Source organism: Belnapia mucosa, from assembly GCF_016775475.1.
GTDB classification, from domain to species: Bacteria; Pseudomonadota; Alphaproteobacteria; order Acetobacterales; family Acetobacteraceae; genus Belnapia; species Belnapia mucosa.
On record NZ_JAEUXJ010000001.1, the window covers coordinates 483,257 to 503,657 of the forward strand.

The 20,401-nt window shown below is 66.8% G+C and carries 11 protein-coding genes; 5 read left to right on the forward strand and 6 right to left on the reverse strand.

The genetic code is table 11. The features are described 5' to 3' along the window. Positions 1 to 82 precede the first annotated feature (82 nt). The gene (locus tag JMJ55_RS02330) at positions 83 to 844 is read left to right on the forward strand and encodes an SDR family oxidoreductase (protein WP_202823869.1); all 762 of its coding nucleotides are present in this window, start codon (positions 83 to 85) and stop codon (positions 842 to 844) included. Between the two features lie 4 nt (positions 845 to 848). Here the strand turns inward: JMJ55_RS02330 and JMJ55_RS02335 are convergent, their stop codons facing one another. From JMJ55_RS02335 to JMJ55_RS02355, 5 genes are read right to left on the reverse strand one after another with little or no spacing between them, the layout of a single operon-like run. Further along, positions 849 to 1,757, reverse strand: a complete 909-nt coding sequence (locus JMJ55_RS02335; protein WP_202823870.1) for a carbohydrate ABC transporter permease — start codon at positions 1,755 to 1,757, stop codon at positions 849 to 851. Then, positions 1,750 to 2,706, reverse strand: a complete 957-nt coding sequence (locus JMJ55_RS02340; RefSeq protein WP_202823871.1) for a carbohydrate ABC transporter permease — start codon at positions 2,704 to 2,706, stop codon at positions 1,750 to 1,752. Before JMJ55_RS02340 ends, JMJ55_RS02335 begins: the two co-directional genes overlap by 8 nt. 50 nt (positions 2,707 to 2,756) lie before the next feature. Then, positions 2,757 to 4,085, reverse strand: a complete 1,329-nt coding sequence (locus JMJ55_RS02345) for an ABC transporter substrate-binding protein (protein WP_202823872.1) — start codon at positions 4,083 to 4,085, stop codon at positions 2,757 to 2,759. Positions 4,086 to 4,113: 28 nt separating this feature from the next. Next, a complete protein-coding gene (locus tag JMJ55_RS02350) occupies positions 4,114 to 5,163 on the reverse strand; it encodes an ABC transporter ATP-binding protein (RefSeq protein ID WP_202823873.1) in 1,050 nt (349 codons plus the stop codon). A gap of 34 nt (positions 5,164 to 5,197) precedes the next feature. Then, a complete protein-coding gene (locus JMJ55_RS02355; RefSeq protein ID WP_268885239.1) occupies positions 5,198 to 6,901 on the reverse strand; it encodes a thiamine pyrophosphate-requiring protein in 1,704 nt (567 codons plus the stop codon). A gap of 107 nt (positions 6,902 to 7,008) precedes the next feature. Between JMJ55_RS02355 and JMJ55_RS02360 the strand changes: the two genes are divergently transcribed. The 4 genes from JMJ55_RS02360 to JMJ55_RS02375 are packed head-to-tail and all read left to right on the forward strand — an operon-like array spanning position 7,009 to position 9,804. Beyond that, positions 7,009 to 7,203: a hypothetical protein gene (locus JMJ55_RS02360; RefSeq protein WP_202823875.1), complete on the forward strand. Its 195-nt coding sequence runs from the start codon at positions 7,009 to 7,011 to the stop codon at positions 7,201 to 7,203. Next, positions 7,200 to 8,585: an amidase gene (locus JMJ55_RS02365; protein WP_202823876.1), complete on the forward strand. Its 1,386-nt coding sequence runs from the start codon at positions 7,200 to 7,202 to the stop codon at positions 8,583 to 8,585. The genes JMJ55_RS02360 and JMJ55_RS02365 overlap by 4 nt, the downstream gene beginning before the upstream one ends. Then, the gene (locus tag JMJ55_RS02370) at positions 8,548 to 9,144 is read left to right on the forward strand and encodes an RNA polymerase sigma factor (RefSeq protein WP_236033319.1); all 597 of its coding nucleotides are present in this window, start codon (positions 8,548 to 8,550) and stop codon (positions 9,142 to 9,144) included. The genes JMJ55_RS02365 and JMJ55_RS02370 overlap by 38 nt, the downstream gene beginning before the upstream one ends. Beyond that, the gene (locus JMJ55_RS02375; RefSeq protein WP_202823877.1) at positions 9,145 to 9,804 is read left to right on the forward strand and encodes an NrsF family protein; all 660 of its coding nucleotides are present in this window, start codon (positions 9,145 to 9,147) and stop codon (positions 9,802 to 9,804) included. On the opposite strand, the gene JMJ55_RS02380 is transcribed toward JMJ55_RS02375, so the two are convergent. Next, complete coding sequence (locus JMJ55_RS02380; RefSeq protein ID WP_202823878.1) at positions 9,795 to 20,357, reverse strand: SdrD B-like domain-containing protein; 10,563 nt, start codon at positions 20,355 to 20,357, stop codon at positions 9,795 to 9,797. The two genes, JMJ55_RS02375 and JMJ55_RS02380, sit on opposite strands and share 10 nt — an antisense overlap. Positions 20,358 to 20,401: the final 44 nt, after the last annotated feature.

The following is a 20,401-nucleotide window of genomic DNA, read 5'->3' on the forward strand; positions in this document are numbered from 1 at the left end:
GGCGGCAAGCGAAGCATGGCGGGGGCGGCTCCACAAGACGGCGAGGCGGGGCTAGCCTTCCCGCGCAACATGGGAGGATGCGATGGGCAAGCTAGCGGGGAAGATCGCCTGGGTGACCGGCGCGGGCAGCGGCATCGGCGAGGCGGTGGCGGAGCGTTTCGCGGCGGAAGGCGCCGTGACCGTCATCACCGGCCGCCGGCAGGAGAAGCTGGAGGAAGTGGCCGGCCGAATCCGCGCCGCGGGCGGCACCGTCCATGTGCAGCCGGCCGACCTGATGCGCTCGGCGGAGGTGCAACGGGTGGCAGACTGGATCGGCACCGAATTCGGCCGGCTGGACCTGCTGGTCAGCAATGCGGGGCTGAACATTACGGAGCGGGACTGGAAGCGCATCAGCCCGGAGGGGATCGACGAGCTGATCCATGGCAACCTTTCTTCGGCCTTCTATGTGGCGCGGGCGGTGCTGCCGATCATGCGGGTCCAGGGCGGCGGCGTGATGATCCACACCGCCTCCATGGCCGGGCGTCATGTCGGGGTGATGAGCGGCGGCGGCTACTCGGCGGCGAAGCACGGCGTCGTCGCCATGAGCCACAGCATCAACATGGAGGAATGCGTCAACGGCATCCGCTCCACCGCCTTCTGCCCCGGCGAGGTGAATACCGAGATCCTGAAGAAGCGGCCCAATCCGCTGAGCCAGGAGGAGCTGAACCAGATGCTGCAGCCGGCGGATTGCGCCGAGCTGCTGCTCACTGTGGCGACGCTGCCGCCGCATGTGACGATGAACGAGGTCTGGCTCACCCCGACCCACAACCGCGGCTATGTCGCGGCCCTGGGTCGGAAGCTGTAGCCGGCTATTCCTTCACCGCGCCGGTGAGGGAGGAGACGTAGTAGTCGACGAAGAAGGAATAGAAGATGGCGACGGGCAGCGAGCCTAGGAGGCTGCCCGCCATCAGCGCGCCCCATTGATAGACGTCGCCGGAGACCAGCTCGGTCAGGATGGCGACGGGGACGGTCTTGTTCTCGCTGCTCTGGATGAAGGCGAGGGCGTAGATGAACTCGTTCCAGGACAGGGTGAAGCTGAAGATGCCAGCCGAGATCAGCCCCGGCACGGCCAGCGGCAGGGTAATCTGGCGCAGGATCTGCAGCCGCGTCGCGCCGTCGATCAGCGCGCATTCCTCGAGCTCATAGGGGATCGACTTGAAGTAGCCGATCAGCAGCCAGGTGCAGAAGGGCACCAGGAAGGTCGGGTAGGTGAGGATCAGCGCCAGTGGGCTGTCGAACAGCCCGAGGCGATAGACCATGGTCGCCAGCGGGATGAAGAGGATCGAGGGCGGCACGAGATAGGCGAGGTAGATCGCCAGCCCGACATACTGGCTGCCCTTGAAGCGCAGCCGCTGGATTGCGTAGGCCGCAAGCGTCGAGGAGAAGAGCGAGAGGAAGGTGGCGCAGATGGCCACCGTCATCGTCGTCACCAGCCAGTGCGGATAGGCGGTGTTGAACAGCAGGTGCTTGATGTGGTCGAGGGTCGGCGAGCCGATCCAAAAGGGATTGTAGGTCTTGTAGTCGAACAGCTCCGCATTTGGTTTGAAGGCCGTCACCGTCATCCAATAGAAGGGAAACAGCAGGATGATGACGAAGCAGGCCAGCGGCAAATAGAGCGTCACCATCCGGCGCGCCTTGCTGTCCCAGGCCATGGTCTCCGGCTGGGCGGTGGCGGCGTTGCTCTGGGCGGCTTCGGGCAGTACGGCGGCGTCAGTCATTGCCTTCTCCTTGCTGCCACTTGCGCCGGGCGAGGCCGAAATAGCTGAAGAGCGTTGCGAAGACGAGGAAAGGGATCATCGAGACGGCGATGGCCGCGCCCTCGCCAAGCTGTCCGCCGGGGATGCCGCGCTGGAAGGCGAGCGTCGCCAGCAGATGGGTGGAGTTCACCGGCCCGCCGCGGGTGATCGCGTAGACCAGCTGGAAGTCGGTGAAGGTGAAGATGATGCTGAAGGTCATGACGATCGCCAGGATCGGCAGCAGCATCGGGAAGGTGATGAAGCGGAAGCGCTGCCAGGCGGTGGAGCCGTCGAGCAGCGCCGCCTCGTAGAGCGAGGGCGAGATGGTCTGCAGCCCCGCCAGCAGCGAGATGGCGACGAAGGGGATGCCGCGCCAGATATTCGCCGCGATCAGCGAGAAGCGCGCCGGCCAGGCGCTGCCGAGGAAGTCGATATTGCTGCTGAGCAGGCCGAGCTTCTCGACCAGCAGGAAGGAGATGATCGAGAATTGCGGGTCGTAGATCCACCAGAAGGCAATGGCGGAGAGCACCGTCGGAACGATCCAGGGCAGCAGGATGATGGCCCGGAGCAGCGACTTGAAGGGCAGGTGGTTGTTCAGCAGCAGCGCCAGCCAAAGGCCGAGGGCGAACTTCCCGAAGGTCGCCACGCCCGTGTAGAAGACGCTGTAGAAGACCGCATTCCACCACAAAGGGTCTTCCAGCAGGTACTGGAAGTTCTCGATCCCCACCCAGTAGCCGCTGCGGCCGATGGTGGTGTCGGTGAAGGCGAGCCAGATGCCGAGGCCCAGGGGATAGGTGAGAAAGACCAGCAGCAGGCCGGCCGCCGGCAGCAGGCAGGCAAATGCAAGAAAGGGCTTCCAGTCGAACAGCCGGACCAGCCAATTCGGCTGCTGATTCGGCCGGCTCCAGGTCACGGCGGTGGTGGCGGACATGCTTGGCTCCCCGATCGGGGGCGGCGCCGCGGGGGCGCCGCCCGCGCGGCTCAGCGGCGGAAGTAGCGGCGGGCGCGGCGCTCGGCCTCGCGTGCCGCGGCTTCGGGCGTCGCCTGGCCGGAGGCAACGGCGGCGCACATCTGCACCATCACGTAATCGGCCGTCGCGGCGCCCGTCGCCTCGGAAAGCGGGCCCTTATAGCCGTTGTAGAAGGTGCTGCGCATGGTGTTCCTGAACAGCGCCACCTTCGGGTCGCTGGTCCAGACCGCGCTGGCGTCGTAATTCGCCAGCGGATGCGCCCAGTATCCGAGGTTCGCGTTCAACCAGGGATCGTACTGCTCCCGCTCCAGCATGAATTGCAGGAAGGCTTTGGAGGCGTTGGGGTAACGGCTGTGCTTGAACACCATGGCGTTCAGCGTCAGCCCCGCCATGGGCGAAGCGCTCAGAACGCCTTTCGGCAACTCCTGATGCTCGGTGTCCTGAGCGATGGGCGCCGTCGCCGGGTCGTTCTTGATGCTGAAATAGAGCGAGACACCATTCGCCGTCATCCAGCATTCGCTCGCGGCATAGGCGCGGTTGTTGCTGATATCACCCCAGGAGAGCGTGCCCGGCACGAAGGTCGGGTATAGCTCCTTCAGGTAGTTCAGGGCGTTGATCGTTTCCTTGCTGTTGATCGCGACCTTGCCTTCCTCGTCCACGAGGAAGCCGCCATGCGACCAGATCAGCCAGTTGGCGAAGCCGTTGCCGTCACCGACCGCATTGCCGAGGGCGAAGCCGGCCGGCTTGTTCGCCGCCTTCAGCTTCTTGCAAAGGTCGAGATAACTGGCATGGTCATCGGGGATTCGGTCGAAGCCGGCGGCGCTGACGGCCGACTTGCGGTAGACGGTCGGGCCCGCCGTCGCGCCGAAGGGCAGGCCGATCCAGGAGTTGGTGCCGTGCTTCTTGCCGTAGCGCTCGGCGAGGGCCAGCCAGCCGCCGTAGCGCTTGCCTGCGTATTCGGCGACATCGGTCAGCTCAACCAGCTTGTCCTGGTAGATATGCGGCGCGTCGCCGAAGCCGATGATCATGTCGGGCCCGGCGCCGGTATTGGCCGTCACTGCGGTCTGCTGCGTGATGTCCTCCCAGCCGACGAAATCGACGCGGACCTGCACGCCGGTCTTCTGGGTGAATTTCGCCGCATTGGCGCGGAACACCTCCTCATCCGGCTGGACGAAGCGGACCGGGCGCAGCATCCGCAGCGTGGCGCCGCTCTCGATCTGCAGGCGCGGCTCCGGCGCATCCGCGGCCTGGATCTGCGACTGGGCCGAGGCGCTGAAGGCGGAGAGGGCGGCGGCGGAAAGGCCGAGCTTCAGGGCGGCGCGCCGTTGGATAATGTGCATTCTTCTGTTTCCCCCGGTTGTTTATGGTTCAGGCGGCAAGCCGCCGGCCGGAGCCGGCCTCGAACAGATGCACCAGCCCCATTTCCGGCATGATGCGGATGGTCTCGCCCGGCCGCGCCGTCACCCTTTCGCGGAAGGCGCAGGTCAGCGGCGTCTCGCCGATGCGGGCGATCACCTGGGTCTCAGAGCCGGTGGGCTCGACCAGCACCACGGTCGCCGGGATGCCGTCCTCGCGCAGCTGGATGTGTTCGGGGCGGATGCCGTAGATGCCGGCCTCGCCGCGGGCGCTGCCCGGCAGGGGCAGTACCGCACCGCCTTCGGCCTGGAAGCCGCCTTCGCCCGGGCCGCCCTTCACCAGGTTCATCGCCGGCGAGCCGATGAAGCCGGCGACGAAGAGGTTGGCCGGGCGGTCATAGAGTTCGAGCGGCGGGCCGGCCTGCTCGACATGGCCGCCATTCATCACGACGATCTTGTCGGCCATGGTCATGGCCTCGATCTGGTCATGCGTCACATAGACGGTGGTAACCCGCAGCCGCTGGTGCAGCTCCTTGATCTCGGCCCGCATCTGCACCCGCAGCTTGGCATCGAGGTTGGAGAGCGGCTCGTCGAAGAGGAAGACCTGCGGGTTGCGGACGATGGCGCGGCCCATGGCGACGCGCTGCCGCTGGCCGCCCGAGAGCTGGCGCGGGTAGCGCTGCAGCAGCGCCTCCAGCCCCAGGATCCTGGCCGCGCGGCCGACCTCCTGCTCCATCACCGCCTTCGGCGCCTTGGCCAGCTTCATGGAAAAGGCCATGTTGTCGAAAACGGTCATATGCGGATAGAGCGCGTAGTTCTGGAACACCATGGCGATGTCCCGGTCCTTCGGCGGCACGTTGTTCACCACGCGCGGGCCGATGGCGATCTCCCCGCTGGTGATGTTCTCGAGCCCCGCCAGCATGCGCAGCAGGGTGGACTTGCCGCAGCCCGACGGCCCGACCAGCACCACGAATTCCCCATCCGCGATATCGACATTGACACCATGCAGCACCTGCACGGGCCCGAAGGCTTTCCGGACATTGCGGATCTCGACGCTGGCCATTGGTCCTCCCTGATGGACGCGGCTTGTTTATCGTTCAGGCGAAGCGGGAGACCTGCGTCTCCTTGGAGGTGATGAATTCCAGCAGCACGGGAATGCCCTGCTGCGTCTTCTCGATGCCGCGCCGGATGGCCGGGATGATCTCCGAAGGCTCGGTCACCCGCTCGCCATGGCCGCCGAAGGCGCGGGCCATGGCGGCATAGTCGCCGGAGATGTCGGTGCTGCGGTATTTCTCCGTGCTGACCGGCATCACCTTCAGCTCGATCGCCATGGAGAAGTTGTTCAGCAGCACGGACATGATCGGGATGCGCTCGCGCACGCAGGTCTCGAAATCCATCCCCGTGAAGCCGATCGCGGCATCGCCCCAGACATTGATGCAAAGCTTCTCCGGCGCCGCCAGCTTCGCCCCCATGGCGAGGCCGAGCCCGTAGCCGAGCTGCGTCGTCTTGCCCCAGCCGAGATAGGAGAGGGGGGTAGTGGACTTCCAGAAGGGCGAGAGCTGGTCGCGCGGGCTGCCGGCGTCATGGGTGATGATCGTGTTGTCGCGGTCCACCGTGTGCTGGAGGTCCCAGAGCACCCGATAGGGGTTCAGTGGCGCGTCGTTATGCGTGAGCTTCGGCATCCATTCGGCGAGCCAGGGCTCGCGAATGGACTGGATTTCGGCGGCAACCGCAACCTGGTCGCGCGGCGCATGGCCGGCGAGCTCGGCGAGCAGCGCATCCAGGGTCAGCGCGGCATCGCCGATGAGGCCGATCTCCGCCCGGACATCCTTGTTCAGATGCATCGGGTCCAACGTCGCATGGATGATGCGCGGGCCCTTCGGCATGCGGACGCCGAAATTGGTCTCGGTGAAGGAGCAGCCGATGCCGAGGATCACATCCGCCTGGTCGAGGAAGTGCCGCACCGGCCTCGGCATGGCGAGGCCGCCGGAGCCGAGGCTCAAAGGATGGTCCTCGTTGAAGGAGGACTTGCCGCCGAGGCTGGTCGTCACCGGCGCTGCCAGTAGTTCGGCAAGGGCCTTGAGCTGCGGCCAGGCCTGGGCCCAATGGACGCCGGTGCCGGCATAGATCACCGGCCGCTTCGCATCCGCCAGCATCCGTGCCGCGCGCTTCACATCCGCTGGATCGGGCCCGTAGCGCGTCGCCATCACCGGCTGGTAGTCGAGCGGCTCCGGCACCTCCTCATTCCACATATCGGTCGGAATCTCGACCAGCACCGGCCCGCCGCGGCCGTTGCGCAGCCGGGTGAAGGCGCGGCGGAGGATGTTCGGCACCTCGGCGGCGAGGGTGATCGGCTCGGCGCTCTTGGTGATGCCGCGCATCGCGCTGGTCGAGTTGAAGTTCGGGTCCACATGGGCAATGCGGCGCGGATAGCCCATCGGCAGGACGAGGATGGGCACGCTCTCGCCGTAGGCCTGGGCGACGCCGCCATAGGCATTCTCGCTGCCCGGCCCGTGTTGCATGCAGAAGGCGCCGAGCTTGCGGCCCGAGGTGACGCGGGAGATCGCATCGGCCATGTGCAGGCCGATCCGCTCCTGCCGGACCATCACCGGGCGGATATCGCGCGCCGCGGCATGCTCGATCAGGTGGTTCACCGGATAGCCCGTGAGGATCTCGATCCCCTCGCGCTTCATAATCTCCGCGATTGCGTCGCCGAGTTTCATCGCCTTCCTCCCCGATACGGGCCGTTCGGCCCTTATCGCGGTGCCGGCTTGCGGCTCCGCTTTCGTTTCCGACCTCAGACTAACCCTCGCGGACGGCGCCGCGCAACCGGGCTGGCGGGATGGTTTCCGGGCCGGGGAAACACGGCATACTCCCCACCGATCACACCTTCTCCAGGGGGAGCCCTATGCCGCCCGAAATCACCGAAGCCGAATTCGAAGCGCTGCTCGCCCGCGCCGGCATTCCCCTCAGCCCGGCACAGCGGGCCGGCATCCTGCCGGCGCTGCCCGGCCTCGCCGCGATGCAGGTACTGATCCGCACTCCGCTGCCCGAGGCCGAGGCGGAGCCGGCCACCACCTTCTCGGCGGAGGCCGGCCAATGATCCCGAGCATCGCCGAGGCCGCGGCGCTGATCGCCGCCCGCAAGCTCTCCCCGGTCGAGCTGACCGAGGCCTGCCTGGCGCGGGCGGAACGGCTGGATGGCACGCTGCATGCCTTCATCCGCCTGATGCCGGAGGAGGCGCGTGCGGCGGCGCGGGCGGCCGAGGCGCGCATCATGAAGGAGGGCCCGCGCGGGCCGCTCGACGGCATCCCCTTCGCTCATAAGGACATCTACGGCACGGCCGGCATCCCGACCACGGGCCATTCCCGGGTATTGCAGGACCATGTGCCGTCCGCCGATGCCACCACCGTGGCGAAGCTGGCGGCCGCCGGGGTGGTGATGCTCGGCAAGCTGGCGACGCATGAATTCGCTTTCGGTGGACCGAGCTTCGACCTGCCCTGGCCGCCGGCCCGCAATCCCTGGAATCCGGACCACTTCACCGCCGGCTCCTCCTCCGGCACCGGCGCTGCCGTTGCCTCGGGGATGGTGCTGGGCGGGACTGGGTCGGATACCGGCGGCTCGATCCGCGGCCCGGCGGCGCTGTGCGGCATCACCGGCATCAAGCCGACCTATGGCCTCTGCTCCCGCGCCGGCATCCTGCCGCTCGCCCAGAGCCTCGACCATGCCGGGCCGATGGCCTGGACCGTGGAGGACTGCGCCATCCTCCTCCAGGCCATGGCCGGCCATGATGCGGCCGACCCGGCCAGCGCCAACCGGTCGGTGCCGGATTTCCGTGCCGGCCTCGGCCGCGGCGTGAAGGGGCTGCGAATCGGCCTGGTCCGACATTTCCATGAGACGGACAATCCGGTCAGCCCGGCGACGCTGGCCGGCATCAACGCCGCCGCCGAATTCTTCCGTGCCGAGGGGGCGGAAGTGAGGGAGATCACGCTGCCCTCGCTCGCTGCCTTCAATGCCTGCGGCTGGATCATCCTCCTCGCCGAGGCTTTCGCCGTGCATGAGACCTGGATGCGCCGCGACCCCAACCTCTATGGCGAGCTGATGCGGGACCGGCTGGTCCTGGGCGGCCTGCTTTCCGGCGCCGACTACCTCCAGGCGCAGAAGCAGCGCCGGGCGCTGATCGCCGCGACCGAGGCGGCCATGGCTGATTGCGACCTGCTGCTGACCGCCGCCCAGCCGGGTGAGGCGCCGCGGATCGAGGCCGTGCCGAAATGGGCCTTCCTCGAGAAGCCCAATTTCACCATTCCCTTCAACGTCACCGGCTGGCCCGGCATCACCGTCCCGACCGGCTTCGGCGAGGGCGGGCTGCCGGTCGCCATGCAACTGGTCGGCAAGCCCTTTGCCGAGCCGCTGCTGTTTCAGGCGGCGGATGCCTATGAAAAGGCGCATGCCTGGCGCGCGACGCGTCCCGCCCTGGCCGCCTGAACAGCTGATGGTCGGGGCGGAAGGCGAGTGGGAGGGCTGGATGGCAGCGGCGCAGGCCGGCGACGCCGCCGCCTATGACCGCCTGCTGCGCGCCGCCCTGCCGCTGCTGCGCGCCGTCGCCCGCCGCCGCATCATCAACGCGGCCGAGGCGGAGGATGCGGTGCAGGATGCGCTGCTGACCATCCACCGGCTCCGCCACAGCTATGAGCCGGCGCGGCCGATCCGCCCCTGGCTGGTCGCCATCTGCGAGCGCCGGGCGATCGACCGGCTGCGGCGGCAATCCCGCCGTGGCGGCCGCGAATCACCAATCGAGGATTGGCATGAAACCTTGGCAACCCCTGGAGCGAACCAGGGGGAGGAGAGGGTGGCATCGGCCGAATTGCGCGCCGCCGTCGCCGAACTCAGCGAGGCCCAGCGCACCGCGCTCGGCCTGGCGAAATTGGAGGGCCTGTCGCTGGCCGAGGCCAGCGCCCGGTCCGGCATGTCGGTCGGCGCGCTGAAGGTGGCGACCCATCGGGCGGTGAAGGCGCTGCGGCGGCGCCTGGGCGCGGAGGATTAGGTGCGGACCGAGGACTTCATCGGCCAATTGGCGGGCGGCTTGCGCCCGGTGCGGCGGATGGCCCCGCCGGGCCGGCAGGCGGCGCTCTGGCTCGGCCTCGCCGCCGGGGCGGTCGGGCTGGCGGTGCTGGCGCATGGGCTGCGGCACGACCTGCAGGAGCGGATGCTGATGCCGCAGGAGGTCGCGCAATGGGTGGCCTCGGTCCTGGCCGGTGGCGGCTCGGCGCTGGCCGCGGCGATGCTGGCGCGGCCGGACCGATCCTGGCGCTGGGCTCTGCTGCCGGTGCCGGCGCTGCTGGTCTGGTTCGTCAGCCTGGGCTGGGGGTGCCTCGCCGATCTCGCCAGGCTCGGCCCGATGGAGGGGCAGCTGGGCACCAGCTGGGGGTGCCTGCGCTTCATCCTGGCCATGGGGCTACCCCTGGCCGCGGCGCAGTTCTGGCTGCTGCGCCATGCCGGGCCGGTGCGGCCCGGGCCGGTGCTGCTGCTGGGTGGCCTCGCCTCGGCCGCGCTCTGCTCGGCTGGGCTGAGCCTGTTCCATCACCTCGACGCCGCAGTGATGATCCTGCTCTGGCATGGGGGGGCGATGGCCCTGCTGGTCGTCGCCGGCTGGCTGCTCGGCCGGCCATTCCTGGCCAGCCGGGCGGGTAGGGATCAGGCGTAGAGGAAGTCGCTGGCCGTCAGGGAGGCATTGGCCACCCCGACCAGGGTGACGGCCCCATTGGCACCGAGATCGATCACGCTGGACCCGTTCACTTCCGCCAGATGCGCCTCGACATCGGCGAAGTCGGCGAAGCCCAGGCCCTTCAGCAGGATGCGATCGGCGCCGGCGGTGAAGTCACCGACCACGTCGAAACCGAGGCCCCGGCCGAAGACGAACAGGTCGGCCCCGGTGCCGCCGAACAGCACATCGCTGCCAACGCCGCCATCGAGCGTATCATTGCCCTCCTTGCCCAGCAGCCAGTTGTCGGCGTCACTGCCGGTGAGCTGGTTGTCGAGCGTGTTGCCGGTGCCGAGCCTGATGCTGCCGCGCAGCACCAGATTTTCCAGCGTGGTGTTGAGGGTGTAGGAAACGAAGCTGCCCTGGACGATCACCGTATCCGTCCCGGCCCCCGCAACCTCGATCACCAGATCGCCGGCATCGTCCACCACATAGGTGTCGTCGCCGGCGCCGCCGAGCATGACATCGCCGCCCGTCCCGCCATCGAGCGTGTCGTTGCCCAAGCCGCCCAGCAGCTTGTCGTTGCCGCCATTGCCCGCGAGGTTGTCATTCCCCTCGAGGCCCTTGAGCATATTGACCCCGCCATTGCCGACCAGGACATTGTCCGAGGCATTGCCGGTGCCGTCGAGATCGCCTGCCCCGATGGAGAGGATCAGGTTCTCGACATTATCCGCCAGCGTCAGGCTGAAGCCGGCCACCACCATGTCATGGCCGCCATTCGCCTGCTCGACGATCGTCTCGGCGGCGCTGTTCAGATAGTAGAGGTCGTCGCCGGTGCCGCCGTAATAGAGATCGGTGCCGCCATTGCCGATCATGGTCGTGTTGCCGGCGCCGCCATGGAAGGTGTCGTTCCCGGTGCCGCCGATCAGCAGATTATCCCCGGCGCCGGCCCAGAAGGTCGTCGCGGCGGAGGAGCCCACGGCGATGTCGTCGCCCTGGGTGCCGGTGTAGCTGGTGACGGCGGTGGTCAGCAGCGTCGGCGGCAGCGGCGCCCAATGGCCATAGGCACCAGGAGCGCTGTTCTGGCCGGCGAAATAGGCCAGGTGCTCCTGCGGGACCGGCTGGTTGAAGACCAGCGCGTCATTGCCGCCGAAATACAGGACGGTGAAGCCGTTATAGCTCCCGACCGCCACCGGCGCGGCATAGCCGTAGATCTGCAGGTTGTCGCCCTCGGCGGGATGGAAATTCTCCACCCATTGGACCCCGTCTCCCTTCTGGAAGATGACGGTATTCGCCCCACCGCCGAGCTTCAGGTGGTCGCCGATGACCAGGCTGGTGATGGCGCCATCGGCATAGGTGACGCTGCCGTCATTGCTGCCGCCGACGATCGTGCCATTGCCATTGAGCTCGTCATTGCCGGCCCCGCCGACCATTAGGGCGAGGCTGCTATTGCCCTCGATGATATCGGCCGAGGGGCCGCCGACCAGGATATCGAAGCCGGCCAGCCCATGCGGGGCCGAGGCACCGACGCTGCCGAGGCCCTGCATGTTGTTGGTGCCGCAGCCACCGATGATGATGTCGTTGCCGCTGGTGCCCTCGAAGACATTGTTGCCGGCACCGCCGACCAGCACGCTGCCGCCGAGCTGGGCGCCGTTGGAGCCGCCATGCTCCAGATTGTTGCCGCGTCCGCCGATGATGTACTGCCCGGCCTGGTTGCTGCTGGCGGTAAGGCCGCCGAGGCCGCCCACCACATAGCTGCCCGGCGCGTTCAGATTGACCTGACCGGCACCCTCGAAGGCGATATTGACGGCGGTGTTCGCATCATAGGCCCAGGGCGAGGTCAGCACCGTCGCCGGCTGGTCGAAGATGGTGCCGGTGAGGTGGCTGAGCCCGGCATCGACATAGGTGAAGGCATCGCCGCTCACCGTTGCCATGCTGGCGCTGAGGCCGTCCGCGCCGACGCCGGCGGCGAACTGTGTTCCGGCCGGGGCGATGAATTCCACCCTATAGGTGCCGGGGACCAGGTTCTCGAACAGGTAGGTGCCATCGCTGCGGGTGGTGGTGGTCGCCACCACATGGCCGTTCACGTCCAGCAGCTCGACCGTCACGCCGGCGAAGACCGCATCCGGGCGCTTGTAGTCGCAGATGCCGGGCGGCAGCACGAGCGAGACGGTGCCGCCGATCTTCGGCGGGATATAGAGCCCGGCATCATGCGTGCGGTCGGTCTCGCCGCTGCCGATGGCGAAGCTGGCGCCAAGGCCCGCGGCATTCGCGTCGCTGTCGGTCGCCGTCGTGCCGGCGCCGCTGCGGGTGAAGACATAACCCGCCGGGGCCGTGAAGATCTCGTGATAGGTGCCGGGCAGGAGGTTGGTGAAGAGGTAGTTCCCGTCCGCATCCGTCTCCTGGCTGACGGTCGCGCCGGTAAGGTCGTTCACCAGGGTGACGAGGACATGGGCGAGGCCGGGCTCACCCAAATCCTGCACGCCATTGCCGTTCACATCCACCCAGGCGCGGTCGCCGATGGTGACCGGCTGGTAGAGACCGGCATCGACGCTGTTGTCGGTCTGGCCGGAGACCAGGGTATGGGTGCCGGTGATGCCGGTCAGCGGGCTCGCATCGCTATCGGCCGCGTCATCCAGGCCGCGATCGGCAAGGGTGATGGCATAGCCGCTGGGCGCGGAGAACTGCACCTTGTACTCGCCCGGGACGAGGCCGGCGAAGTGATAGAAGCCGCCGCCTGCGGTGGTGGTGACGCGGCCGGGGAGGGCATTGCCGCTGCCGTCCAGCAGCGTGACGGTGACGCCGTCGATGCCCTGCTCGCCATTGTCCTGGATGCCGTTGCCATTAACATCGAGGAAGACGCGATCGCCGAGGCCGGTCGGCTGGTAAAAGCCGGCATCGACCGTATTGTCCTGGTCGCCCGAGACATAGGTCTTGATCGCCGTCTTGCCGGTGGCCGTATCGGCATCGCTGTCCTGGTCGTCGGCCGCCGCATCCTGGGCCGAGGCGACATAGCTCGTGGGCCTCACGAACTGCACGCCATACTGGCCGGGGGCGAGGCCGCTGAACAGGTAGCCCCCATCGGCACCGGTGGTCACGGTCTTGCCCGAGATCGGGTTGCCGGCGCTGTCCAGCAGCGTCACCGTCACACCGGCCAGGGGCTGGTCGCCCGCATCCTGCACGCCATTGGCGTTCATATCGGCGAAGACGCGATTGCCAATGCTGATCGGGCGGTAGAGCCCGACATCATGGGTCAGGTCGCTGTCGCCCGAGCTGATGCTGAAAGCGGGGGCAATGCCGGTCGCCGGGTTCGCGTCGCTGTCGGTCGCCGCCGTGCCCTTGTCGTTCGGGGTGAAGACCCAGCCGGAGGGCTTGGTGAACTCCTCATGGTAGGTCCCGGGCCGCAGGCCGGTGAAGCTGTAGGCGCCGTTCGCATCGGTGGTGGTGGTGTAGCTTTCGCCGGTCAGGTCGTTGACGAGCTTGACGCCAAGATTGGCGACGCCGCCCTCGCCGGAATCCAGGATGCCGTTGCCGTTCTTGTCCTCAAACGCCAGATCTCCGATGGTCGCAGGCAGATAGAGGCCGGCATCCGCAGTCGTCGTGGTGGTCCCTGCCGCGAGGGCATAGGTGCCCGTCAGGCCTGTCGTCGGATCGGCATCGCTATCCCTGGCGTCGTCACCGCCCTGATCCGCCAGAGTGATCTGATAGCCACCGGAGGTGACAAACTTCACCTGGTAGTTGCCGGGGACCAGACCTGTGAAGGAATAGGCACCACCATTGCCGGTGACGGTCGAGCTGGTGAAGACCCCGCTTTTGTAAAGCTGCACCGTGATGCCGTCGACGCCCTGCTCACCGGTGTCCTGCACGCCATTGCCATTGGCATCGAGGAAGACCTTGTCGCCGATGGCGGCCGGCTTCCAGAAACCGGCATCCCCGGTCGTGTCATTCGCGCCCGAGGCATAGGTCTTCGCGACCGTCGTGCCATTCTGGTTGATATCGCTGTCGAGATCGTCGGCGCCGGCGTCCTGGCTGGTGGTGGTGTAGCCGGCCGGGGTGGCGAAACGCACCGCGTAGTCACCGGGCGCGAGGTTGCCGAAGCTGTAGAGGCCATTGGCGTTGGTGGTGGTGCTGGTCAGCGCCTGGTCGCTGCCGTTCAGCAGGGTAACCGTGACGCCGCCGATCCCGGCCTCGCCGGCATCCTGCATGCCATTGCCATTGAGGTCGTAGAAGACCTTATCGCCGATGGTGATCGGCGCATAGAAGCCGGCATCGTGGCTGGTATCATTGTCGCCCGAGGCGAGGGTGATCTTGCTGCCCGTGCCACTCGCCGTCCCGGTGCCGTTCGGATCGCTATCGGCCGCCGCGCCGCCAAGGCCGGTCCTGGTCAGCACATAACCGTTCGGCGCGGTGAAGGTCTCGTAATAGTCGCCCGGCTTGAGGCCGGCGAAGCTATAGGCGCCATTGGCATCGGTCACCGCCGTCTGCAGCGCGGTGCTGGAGCCCCAGGCAAAGAGCTTCACCGTGACGCCGGCCAGCCCCTGCTCGCCGCTGTCCTGAGTGCCGTTGCCATTGGCATCGACCCAAGCAAAATTGCCGAGCTTGGCCGGGATGTAGAAACCGGCATCACGCGTGTTGTCCACCGCCCCGGAGTTATAGAGCAGCGAGGTCGTCTTGCCGGTGGTCGGATCGGCATCGCTGTCCTTGGCGTCGTCGCCGCCGGCATCCTTGCCGGTCAGGACATGGCCGCCTGCCGGCGCAACAAACTGCACGCCATAGCTGCCTGGTATCAGGTCGGTGAAGCTGTAGTTCCCGTTGCCGTCGGTGGTGGTCGTCTTGCCGCTGATGGCGTTGCCCGAGGCATCCAGCAGGTTGACGGTGACGTTGGCGAGGCCCGCCTCGGTGGCGTCCTGCACGCCATTGCCATTCGCATCGACGAAGGCGCGGTCGCCGATCGTGACCTTGCGGTAGAAGCCCGCGTCATGCGTCAGGTCCGACTGGCTGTCGGTGATGGTGATCGTCGGGCCGTTGCCGGCGGAATCCGGGTCGCTGTCCGTCGCGGGCGCGCCTTTTCCCTGCGGCGAGGCGAACCAGGTTGCACCGCCGGGCGCGGTGAAGACCTCGCGGTAGGCGCCGGGGACGAGGTTGGTGAAGAGATAAGTGCCGTTGCCGCCGGTCGTCTGGGTGCCGATGAGCTGATTCGTCGCAACGCTGTAGAGATCAACCTTCACGCCGGCGAGGCCTATCTCCCCGCTATCCTGCACGCCATTGGCGTTCAGGTCCCCGAAGGCGAGATTGCCGATCTGGCCCGCAACCACGGTGGAGCTGACGGCCGCGGTCTGCACCGTCATCGCCGTGTTCGGGTTGACCCCATAGGGGTTGCTGCCGTCGAGCGGCGCCAGGGTCGCGGTGTTGGTCAGGACCGTGGCTGCGGCCGTCCCGGCCGCGACCTTCGCCACCACCTGCACCTGCACGCTGCCGGTCGCGGCATTGTTGTCGCCCGGATTGACGATGTCGCCGAAATCGAAGGTGAGGACATTGCCGCTCACGCTGCCGGCTGCGCCGACCGCTAGCTGGGAGCCGGTGATGCCATTGATCGCCATCACCTGCGAGGAGAGATAGGTGAGGCCGGTCGGCAGCGTGTCCTTCAGGATCAGGTGCTGGCTGCCCTCGCCGAGCGTCGCGGTGAGAAGGTAGGTCACCGTCTCGCCGACCGCGAGGTTGCTGCCGGTGGTATAGGCATTATCCGTCGCGATGATCGACTTCGTCACCGTGTCGGCGATGACGACATTGACCGGCAGGCTGGCATTGGCATTCAGCTGCCGGCCGCCGGTCGCGTCCTGGGCCGGCGTTGCGGTCTGGTAGTCGAGATAGGCGGTATTCGGGACGACCTGGCTGTTGACCACGCTGTCGAGCAGCTTCGCCTGATACGTCAGGATGACGGCACTGCCGAGGGCGAGATGGTCGAGGTGGAAGGTCAGCTTGCCGTCGTCGTTGACGCTCGCCGTGCCGGTGTTTTTGGTAAGGCTACCGGCGACATATTGCAGTCCAGGCTGAATGGCATCGGTCAGGTCGAGATCATAGGCGGCCGCCGTGCTCTTCGTCGCGGTGGTCGTGTCATGCGCGATCGTGACGGTATAGGTGAAGATGTCGCCGGCATCGCCCGTGGTGGCGGAGGCGGTCTTGGTGACAAGGAGCTTCGGCTGGACGAAATCCAGCTTCACCTGGGTGGCGTTGACGGTGGCTGGGGATGTGCCGGAGCCGGTGCTGTTGGGATAGTCGTATTGCACCTTGGCGTCGTTCGTCAGCACATCGCCCGACTGGTTGGCGGCGATGTCCGAGGCCTTGGCCTGCAACTCCAGCACGATCTGGTCGGCCGGGGTGCCGGCCTGGTTGTCTGACTTGTTGTAGATATTACCAGGAGACCAGCTTCCGGAAGACCATTTGCCGAAGGACCAGGTGACGATATCGGTCGAGGCAGGATCGACATTTGTGCCAGTGCCGTTCGTCGGCGTAATCTTGACATCGGCCTCGGTCAGCGCGCTGCTGAAGGCGCTATCGGTGTAGAGATTGCCGCCGATGCTGACGACCCTCGCCGAGTTGGGGATATAGAGAAGCTGACCGCCGGTGGTGCCGGTGGCGATGGAATCGGCGAGCTGGTCGATGATGCGGTAGTTCACGCTCTCGCCTTCCGGCAGGGTGAGCGTGATGCGGAAGGTGACGACCTCGTTCACCTTCACGTCCTGGTAGGACTTATTGCCCTCGCTGGCGGCCGTATCGTCATAGCCGGTGGCGAAGACGGTCTTGGAGATCGTCGAGTTGGTGATCAGCACGCCCTTAGTGCTGCTGAGGGGGGTGTAGGTCTTTTCCTCCGGATCGTCGCTGCCGGGGAGAGAGGAGCCGGTGACAGTGGCCGTGTTGTTGATCGTCTGGCCGCTGATCGCGGTGTCGATCACCTTGGCCTGCGCCTTGATGACAATCGACTGGTCCACATCCAGCTTCGCCGCCGAAACGAGGAGGCTGGCATCGCCCGGGGCGCTGGTGACGGTCGCAGTGCCGCTGGTCACGACCGCCGTGCCGGGGATGTATTGAAGGGTCGGGCCGACCTTGCTCAGATCGTCGGTGATCCGCAGGTCATAGGCCGCCGCATCGAAGCCCGAGGCCGAATGCGGGTTGGTGATGGTGATGGTATAGGTCACCGTATCGCCGGCATCGACGCTGCCGGCGCTGACCGTCTTGCTGATGGCGAGATGCGGCGCCACCACCTCGACCGAGGCGGTGGCGCTTTGCGACAGGCGGCCGCCCGGATTGTTCGGGTCGGCCTCGCTCAGCGTCGCGGTGTTCACCGCCACGTCGCCGGCAGCGTTCAGGCTGCTCTTCGTTAGCTGGCCGACCACCTGCACGGTGATGGTGTCATTGGCGTCGTTCCGATTGTCGACGATATTGGTGACGGTGCCGAAGTCGAAGCTGAGCTTGTCCTTCACCCCGTCTTTGTTCGCATCACCGAGCGTCGCAATCTGTCCGATTTTGAAACCGTCATCGGTGCTGGCGAGATTGTTGCCGATCGCGGTGACGGTGCCGGAGATCGCCTTGATCTGCTCCGTCGTGTTTGGCAGCAGATCATCCAGCCGCACCTGGCTCATCACGCCTTCCGGCATGCGCAGCGTGATGGTGTAGGTGACCGTCTCGCCGATGGCGAGGTCGGCGATGCCTGCATTGCCCTTGGCCGCGGTGGTGTCGGTGAGGCCGGTGCTGGTGACGACCTTGGTGATCGTCGGCAGCACCGTCACCTTGGCGGTGTCGGTCAGCGGCAGGGTATCGTAGGGGGTGCGGTCGATGCCGCCTTCCTCGGCGGCGTAATGGGTGACGGCGGCGGTGTTGGTCAGCCCTTGCTGCGGCGTCGCCAGACTGTTCGCCAGCACGAGGTCATAAGTGATGACCGCGATGTTCTTGCCGCTGGTCGGATCAAAGGCCCCGATGCCGCCCTGGTTAGTGCCGTCGGTGATCTCGAGGCCGGCGCCGAACAGGTCGCCGGTCGCGGCGAGCATGGCGCCGGTGCCGTTGGTGGCCTGCAGGTTCAGCCCGCCAGGCGGGATCACGAAGCCGGGCGGCAGCGTGTCATGCACCAGCGTGTCAAAGGTGCCCTTCCAGCCCTGGCCCTTGTTCTCGACGATGATGGCGAACGAAATCCGGTCGCCCGCATCGGCATAGCTGAGATTGGCATCGACCGGCTTGCTCGCCAGGTTGGTGCTGTTAATCGTTCCGCTGAAGCGCACGCCGCTGCTGCCCGGCGCGGTGAAGCTGACCGGGCCGAGGCTGGCATCGTTGGTGGTCGCGTTGAGGAAGGTCCCGGCTGGGTTGTCGACGCCGATGATCCCCTTCGTCACCTTCAGCGCCGGCTCGCCCAGGACGAACTGGATGATCGCATTGTCCTCGGCGCCGCCGAGTTGCGAATTGGCCTCGGATGAGGTGACCTGGTTGGTCAGCAGCAGCCCGTCGCCGAAGGCCTGGTCGTTGACGCGCAGCGTCACCAGCAGGTCGAGATGGGTGGCGGGATAGCTGCCGTTCGTCGTCGCGCCGAAGTCGAGCGTGAGGGAATTGCCGGACGCATCGGCGGTGATGGTCGGGGTGACACCGATGACCTGGGTGTGGAAGGTGTCGGTCGGCCCGTAGACGACGCTGCCCGCGGTCATCAGCGCGTTCGGATCGAAGGTGCCGAGGAAGCTGTAGCCGCTCGGTGTGCCGTCCGCATCCGGATCCATCGCCTTCAGGACCGGCAGCGGCAGGTAGTCCTTCAGCTTGACCACATGCGAGGAGGTCAGCGGGATGTCGAGGCCGAGGCGGAAGGTGATGAGGTCGCCGGCCTGCACCTTGGACGGGGTGGCGAAGCCGGTCGTGCCCTTCGTCGTGTCGCCGTTGATGGCGAAGATCGACTTCGAGACATGGTTGATCGGCAGCGTCACGCTGGCATGGCTGTCATCCTCGGCGGTGTTGCCCGTGAGGTAGACATTGCCGTCATAGAGCACGTCGTTGCGGACGGTGTCGCCCTGGTCGACCATCGGGTCGCCTGGCACCGCCCCGGTCCAGGTCGTGTCCAGGGTGCTATGAAACACCACCTGGATGGTCGCCTGGTTGTAGGTGGCGGCATGCGGCACCGCGCCGAGCCCGCCGCCATTGCCATCCAGCACCCGGTCCAGCCCGGCATTGGCCAAGGTCTGGGAAATGTCGAACTGGAGCGCGGTGGTGCCATCGGCCGACTTGGCGCCGAGCGTATAGAGCACCGAGCCCTGATAGATGATCTGCCCGCCCTCGCGGATCACCACCGTCGGGGCGAAGCTGGCATCGAAGCTCTGGCCGTCGCGCAGGCTGTCCTTGACCACCAGCCCGCCCAGCTCGAAGTAGTTCGAGACCTGGCCGTTCAGCGTATAGGCCAGCACGCCATGCGGCTGCCAGTCCGGCACGCCATTGTGGTCGGCATCGCCGCCGATGAAAGCGACGCTCTTCTGGATGGCGATGGACTTGGCGGTGACGATGTCCTCGGCGCCCGAGGGGTTCAGGTCGATACGGGTCGGGTTGGCGTCGCGGGTGTCGATCGGCGCCCAGTCGGCCTGGAGCCGGGCATCGTCCAGCATCGGCCGGAAGCTGCCGGTCGAGGGGTCGAGCACCGGCGTGCCGTCATGCAGGAATTCGGTGACGTACCAGTCGATCACCATGGTCGGCACCTGGCTGCCGCCGGTGAGGGTGCCGGGGAAGATGCCGGTCAGGCTGGTGGTGCCATCCGCGTTCTGCACGATGGTCACCGGCGTCGCAATGGTGACGCCGTTGATCTCGAGATGCGCGCCCGTGACGACGACGCCGTCCGGCGTGGTGTCGCTGAGGGTGAAATTCGTGAAGCTCTGGCCGCTGGCGAGGTCGCCCTTCACCACCCATTCGCGCGGGTAGGAGGGGCCCGTCGCCGTCTCCTGCTCCGGCCCGACATAGATGACCTTCAGCTTCGCCACGACCGGGTCGATGGACAGGCTGGCGGCGGGGCCGGTGATGACGGGGTCGGTGGTCGGGTTGTTGAAGGGGTCGGCGCCATAGGCAAAGCCGCCCTTCGCCGTCACCGCCAGGACTTGGCCGAGATCGGCGAGGTTCGAGACGTTCAGCGTCAGCGCGATATCGGCCGGCGTCTGGCTGGTGGTGAAGCTGCCGAAGGGCAGGCTGAGCACCAGCAGCGTCGTGCCCGGCGTGCCGGTCAGGACCACGGGGTTGCCGCTGGCGTCCTTGGCGAAGGGATGGATGGCACGGCCGGTCGCATCGAACTCGACCTGCTGCGCCGTCAGGCTCATGCCGAGATAGGTGGCCGAGACGAAGCTGACGCCGTCGTTGATGGGGGTATTGCCGAAGCCGGTCCCGTCCATGCCATTGGTCGGCAGGATCAGGTCGATATAGGGGGTGTAGCCGGTCTCCGCGCCCGATGCCGCATTGTCGAAGCGCAGGGTCAGCACCTGGTTGGCGCCGATGAAGGCCTGCTGGGTGGACCCGTTCAGGAAGGAGACGACCGGCTGCGGTGCCATTAGCAAGACCCTGTGTGAGCGGTGCGTGAATCTGACCGCCTATT

Coding starts and splice junctions, on each gene's coding strand:
- JMJ55_RS02345 (WP_202823872.1), bottom strand. CDS start 4,085: ATGCACATTATCCAACGGCGCGCCGCCCTGAAGCTCGGCCTTTCCGCC.
- JMJ55_RS02335 (WP_202823870.1), bottom strand. CDS start 1,757: ATGACTGACGCCGCCGTACTGCCCGAAGCCGCCCAGAGCAACGCCGCC.
- JMJ55_RS02340 (WP_202823871.1), bottom strand. CDS start 2,706: ATGTCCGCCACCACCGCCGTGACCTGGAGCCGGCCGAATCAGCAGCCG.
- JMJ55_RS02380 (WP_202823878.1), bottom strand. CDS start 20,357: ATGGCACCGCAGCCGGTCGTCTCCTTCCTGAACGGGTCCACCCAGCAG.
- JMJ55_RS02350 (WP_202823873.1), bottom strand. CDS start 5,163: ATGGCCAGCGTCGAGATCCGCAATGTCCGGAAAGCCTTCGGGCCCGTG.
- JMJ55_RS02360 (WP_202823875.1), top strand. CDS start 7,009: ATGCCGCCCGAAATCACCGAAGCCGAATTCGAAGCGCTGCTCGCCCGC.
- JMJ55_RS02365 (WP_202823876.1), top strand. CDS start 7,200: ATGATCCCGAGCATCGCCGAGGCCGCGGCGCTGATCGCCGCCCGCAAG.
- JMJ55_RS02330 (WP_202823869.1), top strand. CDS start 83: ATGGGCAAGCTAGCGGGGAAGATCGCCTGGGTGACCGGCGCGGGCAGC.
- JMJ55_RS02370 (WP_236033319.1), top strand. CDS start 8,548: ATGCCTGGCGCGCGACGCGTCCCGCCCTGGCCGCCTGAACAGCTGATG.